Consider the following 18,706-nt stretch of genomic DNA (forward strand, 5'->3'; position numbering starts at 1 on the left):
CGAAGATGGTGGAATGGTGTTCCGGCCTGCGGCCCATACGACCGGTACCCCGCTACTAGGTCTGGTCGTATGGAATGGATGCTCAGGTGTCAGCGCCCCATAGTCAAATGCCCGAGAGTCGCGCCGGCCACAGTGAGCCAGCGCAGCGGGTCGGCCATCGCAGTTGCCCCGTCGCCAGCGAGCTGGGTGAGAGATACGGTGGATTCGAAACCGTGCGGCACGCTGGTGATCGCTCCCGCTACCAGTGCAGTGGGGATCCCGGCGGCGCGTGCGATCGCGGCCACCTCGGTGGGCGCCTTGCCCGCTTCGGACTGACCATCGAACCTTCCCTCCCCGGTGATGACGAGGTCAGTCCCGGCGAGTGTCTCGTGGAGGCCGATAGCGTCCGCCACGAGTCTGGCGCCCGCGCTCATGGTCGCCCCCCATGTAAGCATCCCAAACCCGGTGCCTCCCGCGGCGCCGGCACCGGGTGCCGTCGCCGATTCGCGTGCCGCGCCCGGCGTTACGGACACGAGTCTGGCGAGGTTGTTTTCGAGGATTCCGACGGTCTGGAGATCCGCCCCCTTCTGTGGACCGAAGACCGTGGCCGCCCCAAAGCTGCCGAGTAGCGGGTTGGTGACGTCGCCAAGGATGATGACACCCCCGATCGGCAGTTGGCGGAGTTGGGAGAGGTCCACGTGCTGGAGGAGGCTGAGTCCGCGGCCGCCGCGCGGGATCGGCTCGCCTGCGGCGTCTGTGAACCGGCCGCCAAGAGCGGTGAGGGCGCCGACGCCCCCGTCGGTTGACGATGAGCCGCCGAGTCCGAGTAGCAGCCGTGAGGCGCCAGCGTCGAGAGCGGCGGTGATGGCTTCACCGAATCCTGCAGTGTGCGCATCGAGCGGCGCGAGCGGGTCAAGCAACGTGATACCCGAGGATGCGGCGAGTTCGATGACCCCGGTCCCGTCGGGCAACAATACCCAGTGCGTGTCGACGGGCGTTGTGAGTGGACCTCGCACGCGCACCGGTATCCGGCGCGCTCCCGGTATCGCCTTAGCGAACGCATCGAGCGTGCCTTCTCCTCCGTCGGCCATCGGCCTGAGGATGAGCTCGTCGGTGGGGCAGACACTTCGCCATCCGGCGGCCAATGCATCTGCGGCCTCCGCTGCGCTGGCTGTGCCCTTAAAGGAGTCCGGTGCAATTACAACCCGTTTCACGCGCGTTCCTCCGCCAACCATGAAATCTGTGCCAGCCTGCCCGTGAGAGCGCCGACGCCCAAAGCGTCAGGCCCTCTCGGCTACGAGCCACGCATATCCGAACGGTGCGAGCACGAGCCGATCGTGCCACGTCCCTGTCAGCAGATCGCGGCCAGAGAGGGAGGGTAGCTCGACCGCCTCGGAGCTGACGTTCACTATGGCGAGCACCTCGTCGGCGGTTCCGGCGGCACGTCTCACCGCGAATACACGCTCGTCCAATCTCTCGACCTGCTGGGCTGCGAAGGGTGAGAACCCCGCGACATTTCGTCGCGTCGCCAGCATCCTACGCAGCCCTTCCAGCATCCCGGATCGGCGCCCGCGGGTAGCGAGGTCTTCGGCCAGGAGATCGGCGTCGAGCACCTCGCGGTTGATGCGCCGGGCAATGCCGCTCTCTTCCGCCCCGCGATGGTCCTGCTGCGACCCGAACAGCGAGTGGTGATAAATCGCTGGCACCCCGACGACAGAGAGCAGGATCGCGTGTGCCGCGAGACCTCGCGTCACTGCTGAGGTATCGGGACTGGAGTCCGTCGGGTCGACAAGGGCGTCGAGGTAGTTGGTGTTCAACTCGTACACCCCCTCACTGCCGTCCGGGCGCTTCGCCATCGACACTCGGCCACCGCGTGCGAGCGTGCGTTCGACGAGCAGCGCCCTGTCATCGTCGCTGAGGAGCCCCTCGGTCGGACGCAAGCCGATGCCGTCGTGACTGGCAAGGAAATTGAACCAGGTCGCGGTCTCGCTCACTGGACCCACCTGACGGGCCCAATCCGCAAGCACGGTCGCCCGGCCAGTCACGAACGCGTGCAGCACGAGAGGTGGCAGCGCGAACTGGTAGACCATGTTCGCCTCATCCCTACCGTTACCGAAGTAGGTGATGTTGTCGGCGTGCGGCACATTGGTCTCGGTGAGTAGCAGCGTGCCCGGCGCTAGGTCATCAACGATCGCCCGCCACATCCGAACGATCGCATGGGTCTGCGGCAGATGGATGCACGATGTGCCCGACTGCTTCCACAGATACCCGATCGCATCGAGGCGCACGGTTGTCGCACCCTGAGCGAGGTATCCGAGCAGGACGTCGGTGAGGTCGAGCAGCACCGCGGGGGTTCGCGGATCAACGTCGACTTGATCGGCGCCGAACGTCGTCCAGGCGCGCGTCGTCCCCCCGTCAGGCCGTGAGTACTCGTGCACGAGCGGAGTCACTCGCGGTCGCACGACACGTGAGACGTCGAAGTCGGCACCAGGGTCGAGGAAGTACCCGGCGTAGCGCTCGTCCTGTGCTAGCCAGGCACGGAACCATGGCGAAGAGCTCGAGAGATGGTTCGCGACAAAGTCGAGCGCCAGGCCGTACCGTTCACGCAGGGCGGCCACGTCGCCCCAGGTGCCAAGCGCAGGGTTCACCTCGCGGTGGTCGACGACCCCGAACCCGTCGTCTGAGGTCCACGGGTAGATGGGAAGGAGGTGCACGTCGCTGAGCACGTCACCGACGTTCTCGTGCAGCACGCTGGCAAGCGTGCGCAGCGGCGCCTCGCCTGCCCGGCGAAATGAGTCACCGTACGTGATCAGGTATGCGGTGCCCTCGTCGGGACGCATGCGTGCGGCTGGCGAGAGGCGCGGCTTCCAGGTCTCGACGAGAGCGAGCAGGGCACGCAACACGTCATCGGCAGCATCGGGGTACAGTTCAGCGATGAGCGGTGCGAGCCGGCGCTCGAGCGCGATCGCGGCAGTCATGCCTGCACCTGCTCGAGCAGCTGGCGCACGAGCTGGCGACCGCGATCGTCGAGCCCGGAGATACGGTCAGAGAATCCGCGGATGCCGGGGGCGGCGAGCACGACCTGCGCCCACTCTTCGCGCAACACGAACGATGGTCGTGCCACGAGGCAATCAGGGTCATTGGTCCAGAGGCAGCCATGCTGCCAGGCGCGCGACTCGAGAGACATTCGCCCGCGGAGCCCTTGCGATCCGTCCTCCCCGCCCTCATGGAAGGTGTCGCCCGACACTCGCATGGCGTCGACGAGGCCGACGCTGGGGAGGATCGGTGCACCGCAGCCGAGCAGGTACGTCTCCTCACCGAGAACTTCGCGGATCAGCTCGAGCCCTGATCGATACGCGGAGATTGGCGTAGCGCCGGTTTCCCACCGCGCACCGGGAAGGGCCCCCGAGTATAGGAAGTCGAGTTTGACGTAGTCGATGCCGAGCTCACGGATGTCGGTGAACACCCGTGTGAGGTAATCGCGCACGCCGGGGTGGGTGAGGTCGAGGCCCTGCAGGTCGTCGCCCCAGTTGTAGCCGGCGGGGCCGACGATCCAGTCGGGGTGCGCGGTAGCGACCGCGGAAGAAGCGCCCACCGAGAACGGCGCTGCCCAGATGCCAGCCCGTCGGCCGCTGTCCCGAATAGCCGCGACGGTTTCTGCTAGCGAGCCAAAGCGGGGGTTCAGGGCGGTCCATTCCCCAGTGCCGAGGCTCCAGCCGTCGTCGATTTGCACGACATCGATTGGGAGGTCCTCCGCCTGGATCGCTTGGAGGTTCTCGATCACGTCGCTAGCGTGAACCTCTTCGAAGTACTCGTACCAGGTGCACCATACCCGCGGCGGGCGGGATAGTGAGCGTGCACCGGCCGCGGCGGCGAAGCGCCGCCCGAACGCGGCCAGCGCCGAAGCACCATCGCCCTGATGCGACCATGTGCTGACGGAGTCGGGCTGGTCACACTCGACGATCACCCGGTCATTTTTCCACCTGGCACGCAACGTCGGAACGTCGCGCGATGCGTCGAGTGTTGCGAACACTTGGACAGGCTCGGTGTTGCCGGGATCGACCACAAGTAGCCCCTCGCCCTGCACCGCGTTGGTTGCGACCTCTACGCCGGGTCGGAAGCGCATGGCATGCTGCCAGCCTTCCTCGGGCTGAGGCGGGCGGTCGTCCTGTGTGTACCAGGTCGTGGGGCTCCAGCTCTGCCACCCTTCTGCGTACACCCGGGCGTCGGGGCCTACCGGGATCTCATCAAGAACGGTCACGCTGCTCCACTCCGCCCGGTCAGGGCTGTCGTAAACTCCAGGTCGTGCGGGTGTACGACCGCGCCGCCGCGGCTGGCAGATTCGACGGCTGCGAGGGTGGTCCGCACGGTCGCCAGGACATGATCCGCCGCATTCTCGGGCTGACGTCCCTCGGCGATCGCGCACTGCAGCTCGCCCATGGCACCGCCGAACCCATCCGTGAACCACTGTCCTTCGAGCACGAAGTCGGTGGTCGCGCCGTCTCTGTCGAGGCTTAGTCGGTCGGAACCGAGCAGGATGCTGCCACGCAGCGTCCCCTCGGTGCCGTGGATCCAGAAGGGGCAGCCGCCCCCGTGTGTCCGCGCGCTACCGACGATGCGGATCGATGCGCTCGCGCCCGTCGACGTCGCGATGCGTAGGTCGGCACCCCAGGGGTTGCGTGCGTCGTCGGGCTGGGCCGGCACACGGTGGTCGGAGGCTGCGACCTCGATCACCTGGGCACCCTCGAGCCAGCAGCGGCTGATATCAACCCAGTGCACGAGGTAATCGTTGAGCAGCATGTGCGGTACGTCATCGAAGGGAGTGCCTGCCAACGGCGGCAACGGTTTATCGTGCAGATGGGTGACGCCGATTACGTCGCCGATCATCCCGTCACGAACCAGCAGGGTTGCGAGGCGCCAGGACGGAGCCCAGCGCGCGTTCTGGTTCACCGCCACACGGATACCGCGCGCGTCCGCTTCGGCGAGCACCTCACGTAGCCGGGGCAGTTCCGTCGCGTCGCTGATGAGCGGCTTCTGCGCGAGCACGTGCTTTCCGGCGGTGACGGCGTCCGCGATGAGGTCGACGCGCCCGAATGGGCCGGTGGCGAGATCAACGACTTCGACCCGGGAATCGCCCAACAGGGCCTCGACCGATTCGTGCACGGAGGCGATACCGAAGTCCGCGGCAAGCGCCTCGGCGTCGTCAACGCGGCGCGAGGCCACGGCTACGACAGGCACGTTCCATTCTTGATACGCCGGGAGGTGAGCGGTGCGGGCGATACCCCCAGCACCGATGAGGCCGACGGCGAAGCGCCGATCGGGAAACGCTGGGCGGTAGTTGGGGACGGTGCTCACTGGACGCGCTCCGGTGCCGCATCAAAGCGGAGCACGGCCTGCAAGATTTCGGAGTCGCCTCCATCGAGCCGTGCGAAGACCGCAGCGACGTCGGCAGCCGGGATCACGTCGGAGACGAGAGCGGCTGCATCGACCACGCCATCGAAGATAAGACCCATCACTGTTCGCACGAGACGCGCCTGGTTCCAGCGTCCGCCGAGCGACACCGGAACGCCGGAGATTTGACTGGAGACGATACGCACGCGGTTGTGGTGGAACTCCTCGCCGAGGCGCAGGTTCGCGGCTCCCCCCTGGTAGAACCCGGACGCCGCGACGAGACCCTCGACGACGACGGAACGGATCGCCTCCTGCAATGCCCGGTCGGTGCCGGAGAGCTCGATCGCACTGTCGGCACCGCCCCCGGTGAGCTCGCGGATCCGCTCGCCTGCGCCACCGGGGCGCAGCGCATCGACCGCGTGCACCGCACCGAATGCCTCAGCCATCGCCAGTCGTGCGGCGAGCGTGTCGACAGCGGTGACACGTCCGCCAGCGAGGGTAGCCAACTTCGTAGCGAGGAGGCCGATGACCCCCTGGCCAAACACGGCGACGTGCTCACCGAGGCGCACGTCGGCGGCGAGCACACCGTTCAGAGCGATCGCACCCACACGGGCGAAAGTACCGAGCAAGGGGTCGGCACCCTCCGGGACAACTCTCCCGGCGATCTGGTCAGCCGGGACGACGGCGTCGCTGCGGTGTCCCCAGATGCCGTGCACGACCTCGCCGGGCTGCACGCCGGTCACATCGTCGGCGACCTCGGTGACTTGGCCCACTTCGGAGTATCCCCATCCGCTGAACGGGTAGCCGAAGGTGGGCTCGCCGGGGACGAAGAGGCGGCGTTCGGCATCCCATGTTGAGGTGAGGTAAGGGTTCGTGCCTCGGTATGCGGTCAGCTCTGTACCGGCCGAGATGCCCGAGTACCAAGTGGCGATGCGGACGCTTCCCGACGTCAGGGGCTGCGCCTCGATTTCTACCAGCTCGACTTCGCGGACGGCAGAGAACTGCACGACGTTAGGCACGATGTGCCTCCTTCCAGGGGTCAGCCCTTTTCCGCCCCAGCGGTGAGGCCCCCGACGAGGAGCCGCTCCGAGGCGAAGAAGAGCGCGATGATGGGGAGGGTGAGGATGACGGATCCGGCCATGAGTACGGTGGTCGGAACCTCGATACTTCCGGAGAGCTGCGAGAGGCCAAGAGACACCGTCCAGGAGTCGCGCTTCTCAACCAGGAACAGCAGCGCGAACAGGAACTCATTCCACGCGATCATGAAGATGAACAATCCGTTCGACACGATCGCGGGCATCGCCAACGGAATGCTGACTTTGGTCATGATCTGGAACCGATTCGCCCCGTCGAGGGACGCAGCCTCTTCGAGCGAGACAGGGATCGTCGCGAAGTAGTTGCGAAGCGTATAGATCGACACGGCGGCGACCTGTGACACGTATACAAGCAGCAGTCCAAAGAGGGAACCGCGGAGGCCGATCTGGCTGAAGAACACGAACAAGGGGACTGCGAGCAGGATCGCCGGGAAGAAGTACACAGCGAGGAACAGCCCCGAGACCTGTCGGCGACCGAAGAATCGCAGACGGCTGACCGCATATGAACCGGGGATCGACACAAGCAAGGTCAGCGCCACGGTCGCCAGCGCCACAAGCAGCGAGTTGCGCATGAACACGACGAAACCCTGCCCGCCGGCGTCCACAGGCACAAGCACCTTGAGGTAGGTCGACAGGTCGAGCTCCTCAAGGGAAATCCACAGGGCTCCGGGGTTCTGTAGCAGCGAATCAAGCGAACGAAAGCTCAGCAGCACCATGTAGTAGAACGGGACAACGGCGACGAGCAGCAGTAGCACGATCATCACCGGGCGCAGGATACGGAACAGCCGATTTTCGAATCGGTCGCGATCGAACCCGCGTCGCGGTCGCGTAACCCGAGCTATGTCTGTCGTCGCGCTCATGCTTGCTCCTCCTGGCGTCCGAAGAACTTGAGGTAGACGCCAACGAGGATCGCGAGGATGGCCGCGAGGACGAGGGCCTGCGCCGCCGCCGCGCCGATATCGCCGCGCGCCATGAGGAGGTTAAACACACGCACCGAGACGACCTCCGTGCCGGCGCCTCCGCCCGTGAGCAGGTATATGTCATCGAAGTTGTTGAACGTCCAGATGAAGCGGAGCACCGTCAGCACGGCGATCGTCGGCAGAAGCTGCGGCAGCAGGATGTGCCGGAAGCGCTGCGACAGGGTTGCACCGTCGACGCGAGCGGCCTCATCGAGCACCGCCGGCACGGCCTCAAGACGCGCAGTGAGGAAGAGGAACGCGAAGGGAAACGAACGCCACGCCTCGAAGAGAATGACAGTTACGAGTGCCATGGGAATTTCGATCTGCCAACCGAAGATACTGACGGGGACCGCGCGATCGGAGAGGAATGCGATCGGGTCCTCCCAACCGAGCAGGTTCTGCCCGATCCAGTTGACGATGCCGTACTGCGGGTTGAGCATGGTCGACCACACGAAGGTTGCGGCTACGACGGGCGCTACGTAGGGGAGAAGGAGGGAGGCGCGGACAAGGCCGCGACCGCGGAAGGGCTTTCGTAGAGCGAGTGCCGCAACCAGGCCGATGCTGATCGCGAGGGCCGTACCACACACGGAGTAGACGACTGTCGTCCACAGTGCGCTGAGGAATCCGGGGGAAGTGAGCACGTCAACGAAGTTGTCCAGCGTGTAGTCGCCGATGATCCCCGTGCCGCGGATGTTGATGAGCCGGACGTCCTGGAAGGCGAGCGAGATCGCCCAGATAATCGGCAGAACGACAGCCACGACGATGGTGATAAGCGTCGGGGAGATAAGGAGAAGACCGGCGCGGTTCTCCTCTCGGCCGTGTCGCGACCCACGCCGCAGACGAGTCCGGACCTCCGGCTCCTTCAGCGTGGTACTGGGGCCGGCAGTCCCTACACCAGAACCCTCGGTGAAGATGCTCACTTCAGCGACTCACCGATCGAACGCACAGCCTCGGCTGCGGTGGATGCGGCCTCCGCCGGGTCGCCACCTTGGGCGACGTCGCTTACCGCGGTGGCCACAGGCAATTCTCCCTGCAGTGCACCCATCAACAATCCCTGGCCCTGCGTGATGCCCCAGCGGGCAAGGTTGCCAGGTCCTGCTGCAACGGCCTGGAGTACTTCGGGAGCGTAGAAGTCCGAAAGCGGGGCCTTCGTGTCGACCCCGGCCGGCAGCGTTGCCCACAGATCGGAGTAACGCGTGGGCTCCTCGGGCGTACCCGTGCGCACCGGAACCTTGCCCTCGGGGGCGATTCCGATCCACGGTTCGTAGCCGTCGCTCATCATGTACTCGATGAATGCCTGCGACGCCTCCGTGTTCGCGCCTTCGGTGATGGTCCACGAGGTGATCTCGCCAAACTGGGCTGGTTCGTCGGCGTCAGGACCAGCGATGGAGGTCACGACACCCGTGTTCTTGGCGAGAAAGGCCGGGTCAGCCACGCACTCGGGACACGAAGGCTTCGCATCTTCGCGCAGGCCGGCGAGTTCGTCGAGGACGAAGCTCGACCAGATGAACATCGCCGCGTCGCCGGCGAAGTAGGTCGCACGCGTCGTGTCGACATCCTGAGCACCGGGCACCGAGTAGTTCGCGGTGAGGTCGCCATAGAATTCAAACGCGCTGACGCACGCATCTGAAGCGAGCTTGACGTCGCCATCGTTGCCCACGAGTTCGCAACCGTTGCCAAGACCGATCTGCTCAAACGTCTGCTCTGTGAACGCGTCGCCGGGGGCCGTGGCGCCGACGAATCCGGCGACGTCCCGCGAGTCCAGCGTCTTTGCTGCCTTGAGGATCGACTCGTAGGAGTCGGGGGAGTCTAGACCGGCCGCCTCGAACAGATCGGTGCGGTAGAAGAGCATCTGCGTCCACGATTCACTCGGCACGGCAAGGTGCGCGTCACCGTCGGAGGTGAGCGTCAGTGCGTTCTCGGTGAAGGTGGATGGGTCCAGCGCCTCGATGGTGGCACCGACTGCGTCAGTGTCGACGAACTCGTTCGCCGACAGCGTTCGCACCTGAGGGAGCGAGATGCCGCCAACGACGTCTGGCAAATCGCCTGCCGCAGCGGATGAAGTGATGAGTTGGGCAAACTGATCCTCGGCGACCGCGACGAGCTCGACCGGAGTGCCAGTCTTCTCGGTGAAGTCTTCGACGATCTTCTGCGTCGCCGCTACACGGTCGGGCAGATCTTCCTGAAGCCAGAACGTGATGCCAGTTTCACCATCATCGCCGCCCGCGCTCGTGCACCCGGTAAGGGTCAAAGCCGTCAGAGAAAACATGGCCATTGCTGCTGTTGCACGGATTTTCACGATGCGCCTCCTTGCGCTGAAGTTGCAGGGGTTGCCGTTCGGCCTGTTTCTATTAAGACTAAAAACTAGACATAACTCGTCTAGTTGTCAAGCATTATGCTGTTGCTCAACACATGGAGGTGCGGATGTCCGGTCCTGGCGAAGTGCTTGATCTGATCAGGGAACGTCGTGCCCTCACGCGCGGAGACGTCCTCGAAATCACGGGGATGTCCCGCATGACGGTCGCGACTCGTATCGACGCCCTACTCGAGGCTGGCCTCATCGTCGAATCGGGCTCCGCGAGAGTTTCGGCCGGTCGTCCCTCGCGACGACTGGAGGTCAATGACGCCCACGCGCACATCATTACTGCGAACGTTGATACCACCCACACGACTGTCGCCCTCACGAACCTCGCCGGAGTGGTTGTTGCGGAGGAACGGGTAAAGGTCGCCGTGGTAGACGGCCCCGACTTCGCCCTCGAGGCGATCGCCGAACAAGCGAAGAGCCTTCTAGCCCGCGTCAGCATTGCGCGTGACCGAGTCGCAGCGATCGCCCTCAGCATTCCGGGGCCTGTCGACCCCGACACCGAGCGTCCCAGCCAGCCGCCGATGATGCCCGGGTGGGACGCCTACCCGATTCCGGACCGCCTCGGCGCCGCGATCGGCGTCCCCGTTCTCGTCTCCAACGACGCCGACGCCGCAGCTCTCGGCGAGCAGCGTGCCGCCCACCCAGCCTCTCGATCCCTGTGCTTCCTCAAAGTGTCGTCGGGTATTGGCGCCGGCATCGTCCTCGGGGGCAAGGCATACCGAGGCACAGACGGAGGAGTCGGAGACATCGGCCACGTAAAGATCGCCGGACACACAGACCAGCTCTGCCGATGCGGCGCGCGCGGATGCCTCGCCGCCGCCGCATCGGGACGGGCCGTTGCCCGGGCGCTTACTGAACTTGGAAAGCCCGCCACATCGGCCTCCGACGTCGGCGCCTACCTCGCCAGCGGGGACCCCGATGCTGCCCGTCTCACACAGGACGCTGGCCGCGTGATCGGTGAGGTTGTCGCGACCATCGTTTCTCTCCTGAACCCGTCGGATGTTGTGCTCGGCGGGATGCTGGCATCACCGCCCTTGCTCGCCGGAGTGCGCGAGACGCTCTACCCCCGGTCGCTTCCCCGCGCTACACGCCACCTGAACATCAGCCAATCGACACTCGGAGAGATGGCAACGACAGTCGGACTCGCCGCGATGGTTGTGGAACGGGAATACTCTGCTCCCGCTGTAAACGCCATGCTCAACCGCAAGTGAATCCCTGACGTCAAGATCAATCCGTTGACCGCCATCCTCAGCGCCATCGACGCCGAAGACGTCCAGATCCCTGACGGCCTGGAGTCCGTTGCAGCGCCGATCTCCAGGGCTTCCGTGTGTGCGGGCGTGGTGCGGACCGTTGCTCGTGAGTGTCTGGCGACGAATGTGTGGCGGCTAATCCGGAATGGAGGCAGTTTGAGCGAGCCCGGCGGGAGGGTCGTGGTTGACACAGCCTCAGAGATCAAGAGTGTCCTGCACTTCCCGAGCTCGAATGAGTAGCGCACGAAACTCGGGGAGGTTGAGGACCCAGCCCATGTGACCATGGTCGCGCCGGCAGCGGCTCCCGCACCCGTCGCCGCGGACGGAGCCCAGGAGGCTGGCTCCAAGCGCTTGAACTACTACGCCGACGACGAGACTGCGGGGAGAATCCGCACGGCGTCCGCGCTCTCGACCGCGGAACAGGCGCCGGGGGCACTGATCGGTGCTGGTTTGCGACGATTCCGTAAGCGCCCCTGTTTTGAGTCTCGGGGCCGCGCTTTGACTGTTTCTCAGTCGACCAATGTCACCTCTGCCGTGTGGTCTCGGCCATTACGGGAGTAATCGATCGTGATCACATCGCCTGCCTTGCTCGTGAGCCGCATAGGGGTGAGGACGTCGAGGGTGGCTGTCTCCCGACCATTGATCCTCTTGATGAAGTCTCCCGGGCGGATCCCCGCCGCCTCCGCCGGTCCGCCGATGGTAGTGCTTTGCACGAAGAGGCCCTTGTCGACACCGAAGTGTGCGGCCGCTGCGTGGGGATGGGGATGAGGTCGGCACCGATGTTCGGATAAGTGACCCTTCCGTGCTCGATGAGTTGGTGGGCAAGAGGGATAGCGACTGCCTGCGGGATCGCGAATCCGACGCCAACACTGCCGGTGCTGTTCTGGCCTCCAGATCCCGGGACGGACGAAATGGCGGTGTTCACTCCGACGAGCCTTCCGCGACAGTCGACAAGCACGCCGCCGGAGTTGTCCGGGTTGATGGACGCATCGGTCTAGATCGCGCCGACGAGAATAGCGTTCCTGCCGTCGTCGCTCGGCACAGGCGCCACTTCGCCCAATAGAACCCGCCCCGGATATGAGCATCCATCGGGGGAGGGGACGCTTTCCTGAATCCCGTTCTTCCGAGAATTCCGAGCCAGCGTCGGAATGTGCCGCGGGTGCAGCGTCGTGCGTTTCCGCGGCGCGGTCTGATGAATCTGCGTCGAGCTGCTGGGACATTTTAAGCCGCCTGGGGTCAGGTTAGCGTCCCGCTACCCCGCGGCAGACCCGCCATGCTTTGGGCGAGGCGGGGGGCGATGGGACCCTCGATCGAAACCCCGTCCTCCTCCCGAAGACCTCGGGCTCCACTGGATCGACCCCACCATCACCGGCGACCGGGCGCGACGTGGCGGAGCAACGTGCCCATGTTCCGGGCACGCTTTGCAGGATCGATGATGCCGTCTATGACTATTGAATTGGGGGGGGGCGAAGGCGGCCCAGAGGAGAAGTGCGCTCAACGCCGCCATGCCGACGATGAAGACTACTGACCATCCCAGGGAAAATGGTCACGAGTCGCGCACGAAGGCACCAGGATTCTCGCTGGCAACGAAGTCATGGATCCAGCGGCGCTCCCATATGGCCAGTATCGCGAGGGCGAGGAGAACACCGCCTCCGACGATGATCGGGTTCATGTTCTCCCCGGTCAGTCCTTCCCTGCGAAGCACAGGAGTAGGCATCCGGGCAGGCGTCCAGCTCATACGATCTCGACCTCACGGCCCAGCGGCGTTAGAGAACGGGGTCGCGCCGGTCTTGCTGGGTGGGGACCGCGCCTGGCGCAGCCCAATTCTGCCCATCCTGATTGGATCAACGATGAAACTCTCTCGAAGGAACCTGTTGACCGCGGCTGCAATCGGTGCCGCCGCCGCCGCCACGACGGCGAGTGACCTCGTTGCCGCGCAACCGGCGCGGGCGGATCCGCTTCCGGATGGTGATTCGCGGCTTGTCGATAAACTCGCAGCGACGAAGTATCGCTTGCTCGTTCCGGAAGTGTTCGCGCCACCTGCGGCGGCTCCTGCGCACACGCCGGCGCTGGTGATTGGCTCAGGATTCGGTGCCGCGGTTGCCGCGCTCAGGTTGGGGGAAGCGGGAGTCCGCACGGGAATGCTCGAGCGGGGTCTGCCGTGGCCAAGGGACCCTAGGCGAGCGATCTTCTCAGGCGACGCGGTCCCGGACGGTCGAGCCTTTTGGCATCGGCGAAAGTTCACAGGAGTCTCGGGTGTGCCAGCGATCACGCCCAAGTTTGGTGGGGTCCTTGACGCCACCGACTACGACCACATTCAGGTATGGCGGGGAGCTGCGGTCGGCGGGGGATCGGTCGTCTTCACGGGGGTGCTGCTTGAGCCGGAGGAGCGGTTCTTCCGAGCCGTGTTCGACGAAACGGTCGACTTCGGCGAAATGCATGAGATCTACTACCCGCGGGCGCGAGCGATGCTCAATGCCTCGCCAATGCCAGACGACGTCTACCAGTCGAAGCCATTCGGTCACTCGCGGGTATGGGACGAACAAGCCCGCGCCGCGGGCTACGAGCCGCATCAGATCGACTCGATTTTCGACTGGGACGTGGTGCGCGCGGAGCTGAAGGGCAAGTCACGCGCATCGGCAATCGTGGGGGAGAGTAACCACGGCAACGCCAATGCGGCCAAATACGACCTGACACAGAACTACCTCCCACGAGCGATGGACACCGGGCACGTATCGCTTCATCACGGACACGTCGTGGACGCCATCGGCCGTGAGGACTCTGGACGCTACTGGGTCGACGTGCGCGTCATCGACCCCACGGGGGCGGTGCGACAAACACGGAGACTTACGTGCGATCGACTGTTCCTTGGCGCCGGGTCGATCGGAACATCGGAATTGCTAGTGAAGGCAAAGGCCATGAATACGCTCCCTCACCTCAGCTCCACTGTCGGGCAAGGGTGGGGATCAAACGGAGACGCCGCTCTCGTGCGCAGCTGCTCGCTCTCCGAGGGCCTTACACAAGCTTCACCGTCGGCATCTCGGATCCTAGATGAGACAGACATGCCTGTCACGCTGGAGAACTGGTACGTGCCCGGCCTGCCTCTCAACATCGGGCTGATCGGCTCGCTCGGCATGGCGCTGGACTCAACCCGCGCCAGCTTCCGCTACGACCCAGAATCCGAGCGTGTCATCCTGGACTGGCCCTCGGACGGAAACGATCGCGCTGTAGCCGCGCTCCGGGCTGTCCACGACAAGATCGCCCGCGCAAACCGCGTCCGTGGCGGAGTGCCAGGGATCGCACAAGATGTAAACGCATCGTTCACCGCCCACCCCCTCGGCGGTGCTGTCCTCGGAGAGACAGTGGACCTGCACGGACAGGTGCATGGATACGAGGGGCTGTACGTCATCGACGGCGCCGCTATACCCGGCAGCACCGGAACAGTGAATCCGTCACTAACGATCGTCGCCCTCGCAGAACGGGCTATGGACGCCATCCTGAAACATGCGTGATGTCGAACGCGGCCCAACACCACTCGGAGGCGCGAAGGTCGATACGTAAGGCCGGGGACTGGAGGGGTCACTCGTCCCGGGATCGGATTGCATTCTCCCGCGCGTGTGGTGCTTGAAGCACCTAGTCGCCCTGGCGGTGAACCCAATCGGCAAGCTGCGTCCGAGAAGCCAACCCCAGCTTCACGAGGATCCTGTTCACGTGGCCTTCGGCCGCGCGCCCGGAAATGACGAGATGCTCGGCGATCTCCCGGGCGCTGAATCCCGGCAGCCCCCGTCACCAGCACAGCTGACATTGGGAAACAGAACGTCACGGTTTCCCTCCTACCCATCAGCGCATCGGCCTACGCCCGGACGAGAGCGAGCTCGTCCCAGTGGGTGGTCGCGCGGGGTGTGAGCATGCCGCGTTTCATCTGCCAGAACGGACCAGGACGGAACCCGCCGTATCCGAGGCCGAGGGCGTCTTTCCCGGCCTTCTTCTGCACGCCGTCGACAAGTGCGACGATTCCGGCGTCCTCGTGTGGTTGTCGGAATGGTTCGAGGGGCATGTGTACGCCGGCGGGCAGAAGGTCGGTGAGCATCAGGCCAGCGCGGGCGTACCGGGCGCCGTCCTGAATCTGGGGAGCAGCTCGTGGGCGGCGCGGGTGAGCTCCACGGGATCCGCAGTGGGGAATGGGAGCCGCACCCGCGCGGACGGGTAGTGCTTATGCTCGGTCCAGTGGCTGGTGCCGGCGAACACATCGACGCGGCGCGCGACCTGGGAGTGCTTGACCAGGCGCGCGGCTGCCTGCTGTGCGTACACCGACAGTGCCTGCCGGATACCCGCCACGGTGGTCACCTTCTCTGAGAACGACCGGGACACGATGAGCTGGTCCTTCTTCCCGGTGCGGTCTTCTTCCGGGCCGATGCAGGCGACGCCGCGCAGCTCGAGTGCGGTGCGCATGACGACGACGTTGAACCACTTCCGCACCTGCACGGGATCCGCGATCGCGAGATCCCAGATCGACCGCACCCCGTACCCGTTCAGGCCCCGCTCCAACCGGTCGGCGATGCCCCACACCTCCGATACCGGCAGAGCCTCCATGAGCCGCTGCCGCCACTCCGGCCGGGTCGCCGGCCACACGCATACCCCATCAAAGACGGGGACCTTCTTTGCTGTCCTGTTCGCGAGCTTCGCGAGCGTCCTGGTCGGCGCGATCCCCACACACACCGGCACGCCGAGTAGACGTTGCAGGGTGTCTTTGATGTCTCGGCCTAGGGCCTGCATGGTGTCGATGTCGGCCGCGGTGCGCCGGTCGATGGTGAGGAACGCTTCATCGATCGAGTACACGTCCAGCTCATGCGTGAACCGCTCCAGGACGTCCATCACCCGCCGGGACATGTCCCCATACAGCTCGTAGTTCGACGACACCGCTTCGACGCCCATGTGCTTCGCGTGCGGGCGCAGCTCGAACCAGGGCTTGCCGAGATCCAGGCCGAGCGCTTTCGCCTCCTTCGAGGCAGCGACCACCATGCCGTCGTTGTTGCTCAACACCACCAGCGGCACCCCGGCGAGACGCGGGTTGAAGACCCGTTCGAAAGAGGCGTAAGCGGAGTTGACGTCCACGTGCGCGAGCATCCCGCTACCGCAGGTGATGGATGCAGTACGTGGCCACGCCCCACACCTGCAGGTCGCTCAACTCCGCCACCACGATGTCCGGATGCTCGGTATTCTCCGAGCGCAGCACCACGCCGGCGGGGGAGAGCTCCAAGCGCTTCACGGTGAGCTCACCGTCGAGGACCGCGACCACGATATCCCCCGTGCTGGGCCCGTTTGGAGCGGTCGACCAGCAGCTCGTCGCCGTCGCTGATCCCAGCGCCGGTCATCGAATGCCCCGACGCACGGACGATGAACGTCGCCGCCTGGTCGTCGACGAGCATGTCTGTCAGGTCGATCGGGCCGTCGTAGTAGTCCTGCGCGGGAGAAGGGAACCCGCACGCCACCGCGATCGGCGCCGCCCGCAGCGACGCCACCGACGCGGCATCCAGCAGCCGCGGCGCGATCGCGAACATCCAGACCTCCAAGGCAGAACACATAGACGATAGTCAAGACGGTCGGAGTTGTCGCGGTCGTCGACGGTGACACCATCGACGTCGCCCTGGACGAAGGGACCACGCGTGTGCGACTGATCGGAATCGATACCCCGGAGATCGGGCGCGGGGGAGAGGCGAGCGAATGCTACGCCGACGAAGCGCACGCATTCCTCGATGAGCTGGTGTACGGGCACCAGGTGGAACTGGTCGGAGACCCCACGCAGGGCGACGTCGATAAGTACGGACGGCTCCTGCGGTACGTGTACGTCGACGGGCAGAGCGCGGCCGAAATGGCGCTCGTCGCCGGCGCCGGTTACGAATACACATACGACACCGCCTACCGGGATCAGCAGGCGCACCGGGACGCCGAACAGGCAGCCGCAGACATGCGCGCCGGCCTCTGGTGGGCCTGCTCGTGACGAGCCAGCCCACCAGAGGCCGGTGCCAAGGTCCTGTCAAGAGATTCGGCAGGTTGGGCGGAAGCCCCAGCGGTTGGGGCAGCCGTCAGCTATCGCGCAGCTGACGAATCCACTCGTCCAAGCGCGCTTCCTTGTCCCTTTTCGCTTGGCGTCGGGTCAGAGTGCGTGTGACGACCTTGCTGCCCGCGCTTCGTACAAGGGTCGTGTCGCCCACTTCGATCCACGATGAGTGGTGGTTGTTGCCGTGGTACTTGCCTTCGCAGGAGCACGTGCACTCGTCGCCTTCGGCCGAACGGCATCGGCGATCACACTGTTCAGTGGTGCTGTAGTGCATTTCGATCTCGACTTGGCCGTCACGGATCGCGATCGCCTCCGCGACGTCCGTGAGGTTCTCGCGAGAGATCGCCCAGTATCCCTTCCAGCCCGGCGCGCCCTCGGGGGCTTCCACCCAGGTAGGGCGAATGGCCTTTCCTGTGGCTGTCTTGAACATGCTGCGATTGGACGGCTCGTCTCCTCGAGGAGCCCGCAGCCCGCGAATCTCAATCCGGCCATGGAGTGGTCGCACGATGGTGGCTGTCATATCGAGAGGGTACTCAACTCTCGGCGATTCATCCGCGCATCCGCATGGTTGCGACGTCGCGCTGCAGTCGATGTCGACTGAGCGCTGCTTCGAGAGGTCGGCCCGCCGTAGATGGGTGGCGAATCTAGACTCGCACCATGCGGCTTCATGCGGTCGATCTTGTCGACGTTCTCGTCTATCTCGTCGTCCTCGGCACGTTCAGTCAGTTGTTTCCCGCGGTGATCTCCGAGTCTTTCTTGTTGTCGCTGCTCACGTCGATTCTCCTCAAGGGGGTGCTCGAGGCGGTTGCCTGGGTGAAAGGCAAAGCGCTGGCCCGCGTCAGATCCGATGGACCCGCGGCGCGGCGGATCATCGGAGCCGTCGGGCTCTTGCTGATCATGCCCGGCAGTAAGTTCCTCGTGCTCGAACTGGTAGATCTCGTTTTCGGCGATGCCGTCCAGCTCGGCGGATTCTTCCATGTGACCCTGCTGATCATCGTGCTCATGCTCGCGCGCGGTGGGGTCCGCCGACTCCTTGCGCCGCCGCTCGCATCAAGTCCCGTCCGGCTGCTCGCAACCTCGCGGGAGGAGTGAGGCGTCGTCACCCTGACTGGATAACGGGTGCTATCAAGGGCGGGTGCATTGCGGAGGCGAGCGGGTCGCGTGGCCTTGCTTTTTACCTGGATTACCGGCCGGGAAGCGGGACCGTGTCGCTCAGGGATGCCTGGTCCGACGGGGCGGGCCCAGACTCGTTATGGCTTGGCATGGTCGAGGTCTCAATTGGCGAAGCGAACTCGGATCGCTTCCCCAAGGGGTCGGGAGTTCCAGAATCCTCCCGGCCCCTTTTGGGCCCCCGGAAGCGTTGTCCCCCTCGCTTCTTGGGGGCCTCCCGAAAGGCCGGCTGCTGGAGAGATGGCGGCTCTGGGTTTTGGGGCCTGTAGCGCAGTTGGTAGCGCGCGTCGTTCGCATCGAGGAGGTCAGGGGTTCGATTCCCCTCAGGTCCACAGCGAATTCTGTTGACGGGCGTCGCTATGTAGTGATCGGGCTTGCGCCGAGGAAGGCCATGGTGTGTTCGCCGTAGAGGCATGTTTGGAGGGCGAGTTCGCCGC

Annotated in this window: 18 protein-coding genes, 1 tRNA gene and 1 pseudogene; 5 read left to right on the top strand and 15 right to left on the bottom strand. The window is 65.0% G+C overall.

Annotation, left to right across the window (positions count from 1 at the left end; all coding sequences use genetic code 11):
• Positions 1–89: 89 nt before the first annotated feature.
• From ACWGO6_RS17140 to ACWGO6_RS17175, 8 genes are all read right to left on the bottom strand, one after another.
• Complete coding sequence (locus tag ACWGO6_RS17140; RefSeq protein ID WP_452327410.1) at positions 90–1,214, bottom strand: glycerate kinase; 1,125 nt, start codon at positions 1,212–1,214, stop codon at positions 90–92.
• A 45-nt stretch (positions 1,215–1,259) separates the two neighbouring features.
• On the bottom strand, positions 1,260–2,957 hold the full coding sequence (locus ACWGO6_RS17145) for an alpha-amylase family glycosyl hydrolase (protein ID WP_452327411.1): 1,698 nt from the start codon (positions 2,955–2,957) through the stop codon (positions 1,260–1,262).
• Positions 2,954–4,240 (bottom strand): glycoside hydrolase family 36 protein, encoded by a 1,287-nt coding sequence (locus ACWGO6_RS17150; protein ID WP_452327412.1) that lies wholly within the window; start codon positions 4,238–4,240, stop codon positions 2,954–2,956. The genes ACWGO6_RS17145 and ACWGO6_RS17150 overlap by 4 nt, the downstream gene beginning before the upstream one ends.
• Positions 4,237–5,334 (bottom strand): Gfo/Idh/MocA family protein, encoded by a 1,098-nt coding sequence (locus ACWGO6_RS17155; RefSeq protein WP_452327413.1) that lies wholly within the window; start codon positions 5,332–5,334, stop codon positions 4,237–4,239. Before ACWGO6_RS17155 ends, ACWGO6_RS17150 begins: the two co-directional genes overlap by 4 nt.
• The gene (locus tag ACWGO6_RS17160; RefSeq protein WP_452327414.1) at positions 5,331–6,389 is read right to left on the bottom strand and encodes a zinc-dependent alcohol dehydrogenase; all 1,059 of its coding nucleotides are present in this window, start codon (positions 6,387–6,389) and stop codon (positions 5,331–5,333) included. The genes ACWGO6_RS17155 and ACWGO6_RS17160 overlap by 4 nt, the downstream gene beginning before the upstream one ends.
• 20 nt (positions 6,390–6,409) lie before the next feature.
• Positions 6,410–7,225: a carbohydrate ABC transporter permease gene (locus ACWGO6_RS17165; protein WP_452327428.1), complete on the bottom strand. Its 816-nt coding sequence runs from the start codon at positions 7,223–7,225 to the stop codon at positions 6,410–6,412.
• Between the two features lie 95 nt (positions 7,226–7,320).
• Positions 7,321–8,343, bottom strand: coding sequence for a carbohydrate ABC transporter permease (locus ACWGO6_RS17170; RefSeq protein WP_452327415.1), 1,023 nt, complete (start codon positions 8,341–8,343; stop codon positions 7,321–7,323).
• Positions 8,340–9,722, bottom strand: coding sequence for an ABC transporter substrate-binding protein (locus tag ACWGO6_RS17175; RefSeq protein WP_452327416.1), 1,383 nt, complete (start codon positions 9,720–9,722; stop codon positions 8,340–8,342). The genes ACWGO6_RS17170 and ACWGO6_RS17175 overlap by 4 nt, the downstream gene beginning before the upstream one ends.
• Before the next feature lie 125 nt (positions 9,723–9,847).
• Here ACWGO6_RS17175 and ACWGO6_RS17180 point away from each other — a divergent pair, with 125 nt between their 5' ends.
• Positions 9,848–10,999, top strand: a complete 1,152-nt coding sequence (locus ACWGO6_RS17180) for an ROK family protein (protein ID WP_452327417.1) — start codon at positions 9,848–9,850, stop codon at positions 10,997–10,999.
• A 548-nt stretch (positions 11,000–11,547) separates the two neighbouring features.
• Here the strand turns inward: ACWGO6_RS17180 and ACWGO6_RS17185 are convergent.
• Positions 11,548–12,258: a PDZ domain-containing protein gene (locus ACWGO6_RS17185; RefSeq protein ID WP_452327418.1), complete on the bottom strand. Its 711-nt coding sequence runs from the start codon at positions 12,256–12,258 to the stop codon at positions 11,548–11,550.
• A 326-nt stretch (positions 12,259–12,584) separates the two neighbouring features.
• Positions 12,585–12,755 (bottom strand): hypothetical protein, encoded by a 171-nt coding sequence (locus tag ACWGO6_RS17190; RefSeq protein ID WP_452327419.1) that lies wholly within the window; start codon positions 12,753–12,755, stop codon positions 12,585–12,587.
• 133 nt (positions 12,756–12,888) lie between these two features.
• On the opposite strand from ACWGO6_RS17190, the gene ACWGO6_RS17195 reads away from it, so the two are divergent.
• Positions 12,889–14,550 (top strand): GMC oxidoreductase, encoded by a 1,662-nt coding sequence (locus ACWGO6_RS17195; RefSeq protein WP_452327420.1) that lies wholly within the window; start codon positions 12,889–12,891, stop codon positions 14,548–14,550.
• A gap of 121 nt (positions 14,551–14,671) precedes the next feature.
• Here ACWGO6_RS17195 and ACWGO6_RS17200 read toward each other — a convergent pair whose 3' ends face one another.
• From ACWGO6_RS17200 to ACWGO6_RS17215, 4 genes and pseudogenes are all read right to left on the bottom strand, one after another.
• Positions 14,672–14,818, bottom strand: coding sequence for a response regulator transcription factor (locus ACWGO6_RS17200; RefSeq protein WP_452327429.1), 147 nt, complete (start codon positions 14,816–14,818; stop codon positions 14,672–14,674).
• A gap of 73 nt (positions 14,819–14,891) precedes the next feature.
• Complete coding sequence (locus tag ACWGO6_RS17205; RefSeq protein WP_452327421.1) at positions 14,892–15,095, bottom strand: DUF4113 domain-containing protein; 204 nt, start codon at positions 15,093–15,095, stop codon at positions 14,892–14,894.
• A 32-nt stretch (positions 15,096–15,127) separates the two neighbouring features.
• Positions 15,128–16,153 carry a Y-family DNA polymerase gene (locus tag ACWGO6_RS17210; protein ID WP_452327422.1) on the bottom strand — a complete coding sequence of 342 codons (1,026 nt, stop codon included), beginning with the start codon at positions 16,151–16,153 and terminating at the stop codon, positions 15,128–15,130.
• 16 nt (positions 16,154–16,169) lie between these two features.
• Positions 16,170–16,599, bottom strand: a pseudogene (locus tag ACWGO6_RS17215) (LexA family protein).
• 107 nt (positions 16,600–16,706) lie between these two features.
• On the opposite strand from ACWGO6_RS17215, the gene ACWGO6_RS17220 reads away from it, so the two are divergent.
• Positions 16,707–17,039 (top strand): thermonuclease family protein, encoded by a 333-nt coding sequence (locus ACWGO6_RS17220; RefSeq protein ID WP_452327423.1) that lies wholly within the window; start codon positions 16,707–16,709, stop codon positions 17,037–17,039.
• An 85-nt stretch (positions 17,040–17,124) separates the two neighbouring features.
• Here ACWGO6_RS17220 and ACWGO6_RS17225 read toward each other — a convergent pair whose 3' ends face one another.
• On the bottom strand, positions 17,125–17,619 hold the full coding sequence (locus tag ACWGO6_RS17225; RefSeq protein ID WP_452327424.1) for a hypothetical protein: 495 nt from the start codon (positions 17,617–17,619) through the stop codon (positions 17,125–17,127).
• Positions 17,620–17,756: 137 nt separating this feature from the next.
• On the opposite strand from ACWGO6_RS17225, the gene ACWGO6_RS17230 reads away from it, so the two are divergent.
• The gene (locus ACWGO6_RS17230) at positions 17,757–18,191 is read left to right on the top strand and encodes a hypothetical protein (protein WP_452327425.1); all 435 of its coding nucleotides are present in this window, start codon (positions 17,757–17,759) and stop codon (positions 18,189–18,191) included.
• Between the two features lie 337 nt (positions 18,192–18,528).
• Positions 18,529–18,601, top strand: a tRNA-Ala gene (locus tag ACWGO6_RS17235).
• The last annotated feature ends 105 nt before the right edge of the window (positions 18,602–18,706 follow it).

Source organism: Microbacterium sp. NPDC055665, from assembly GCF_053618035.1.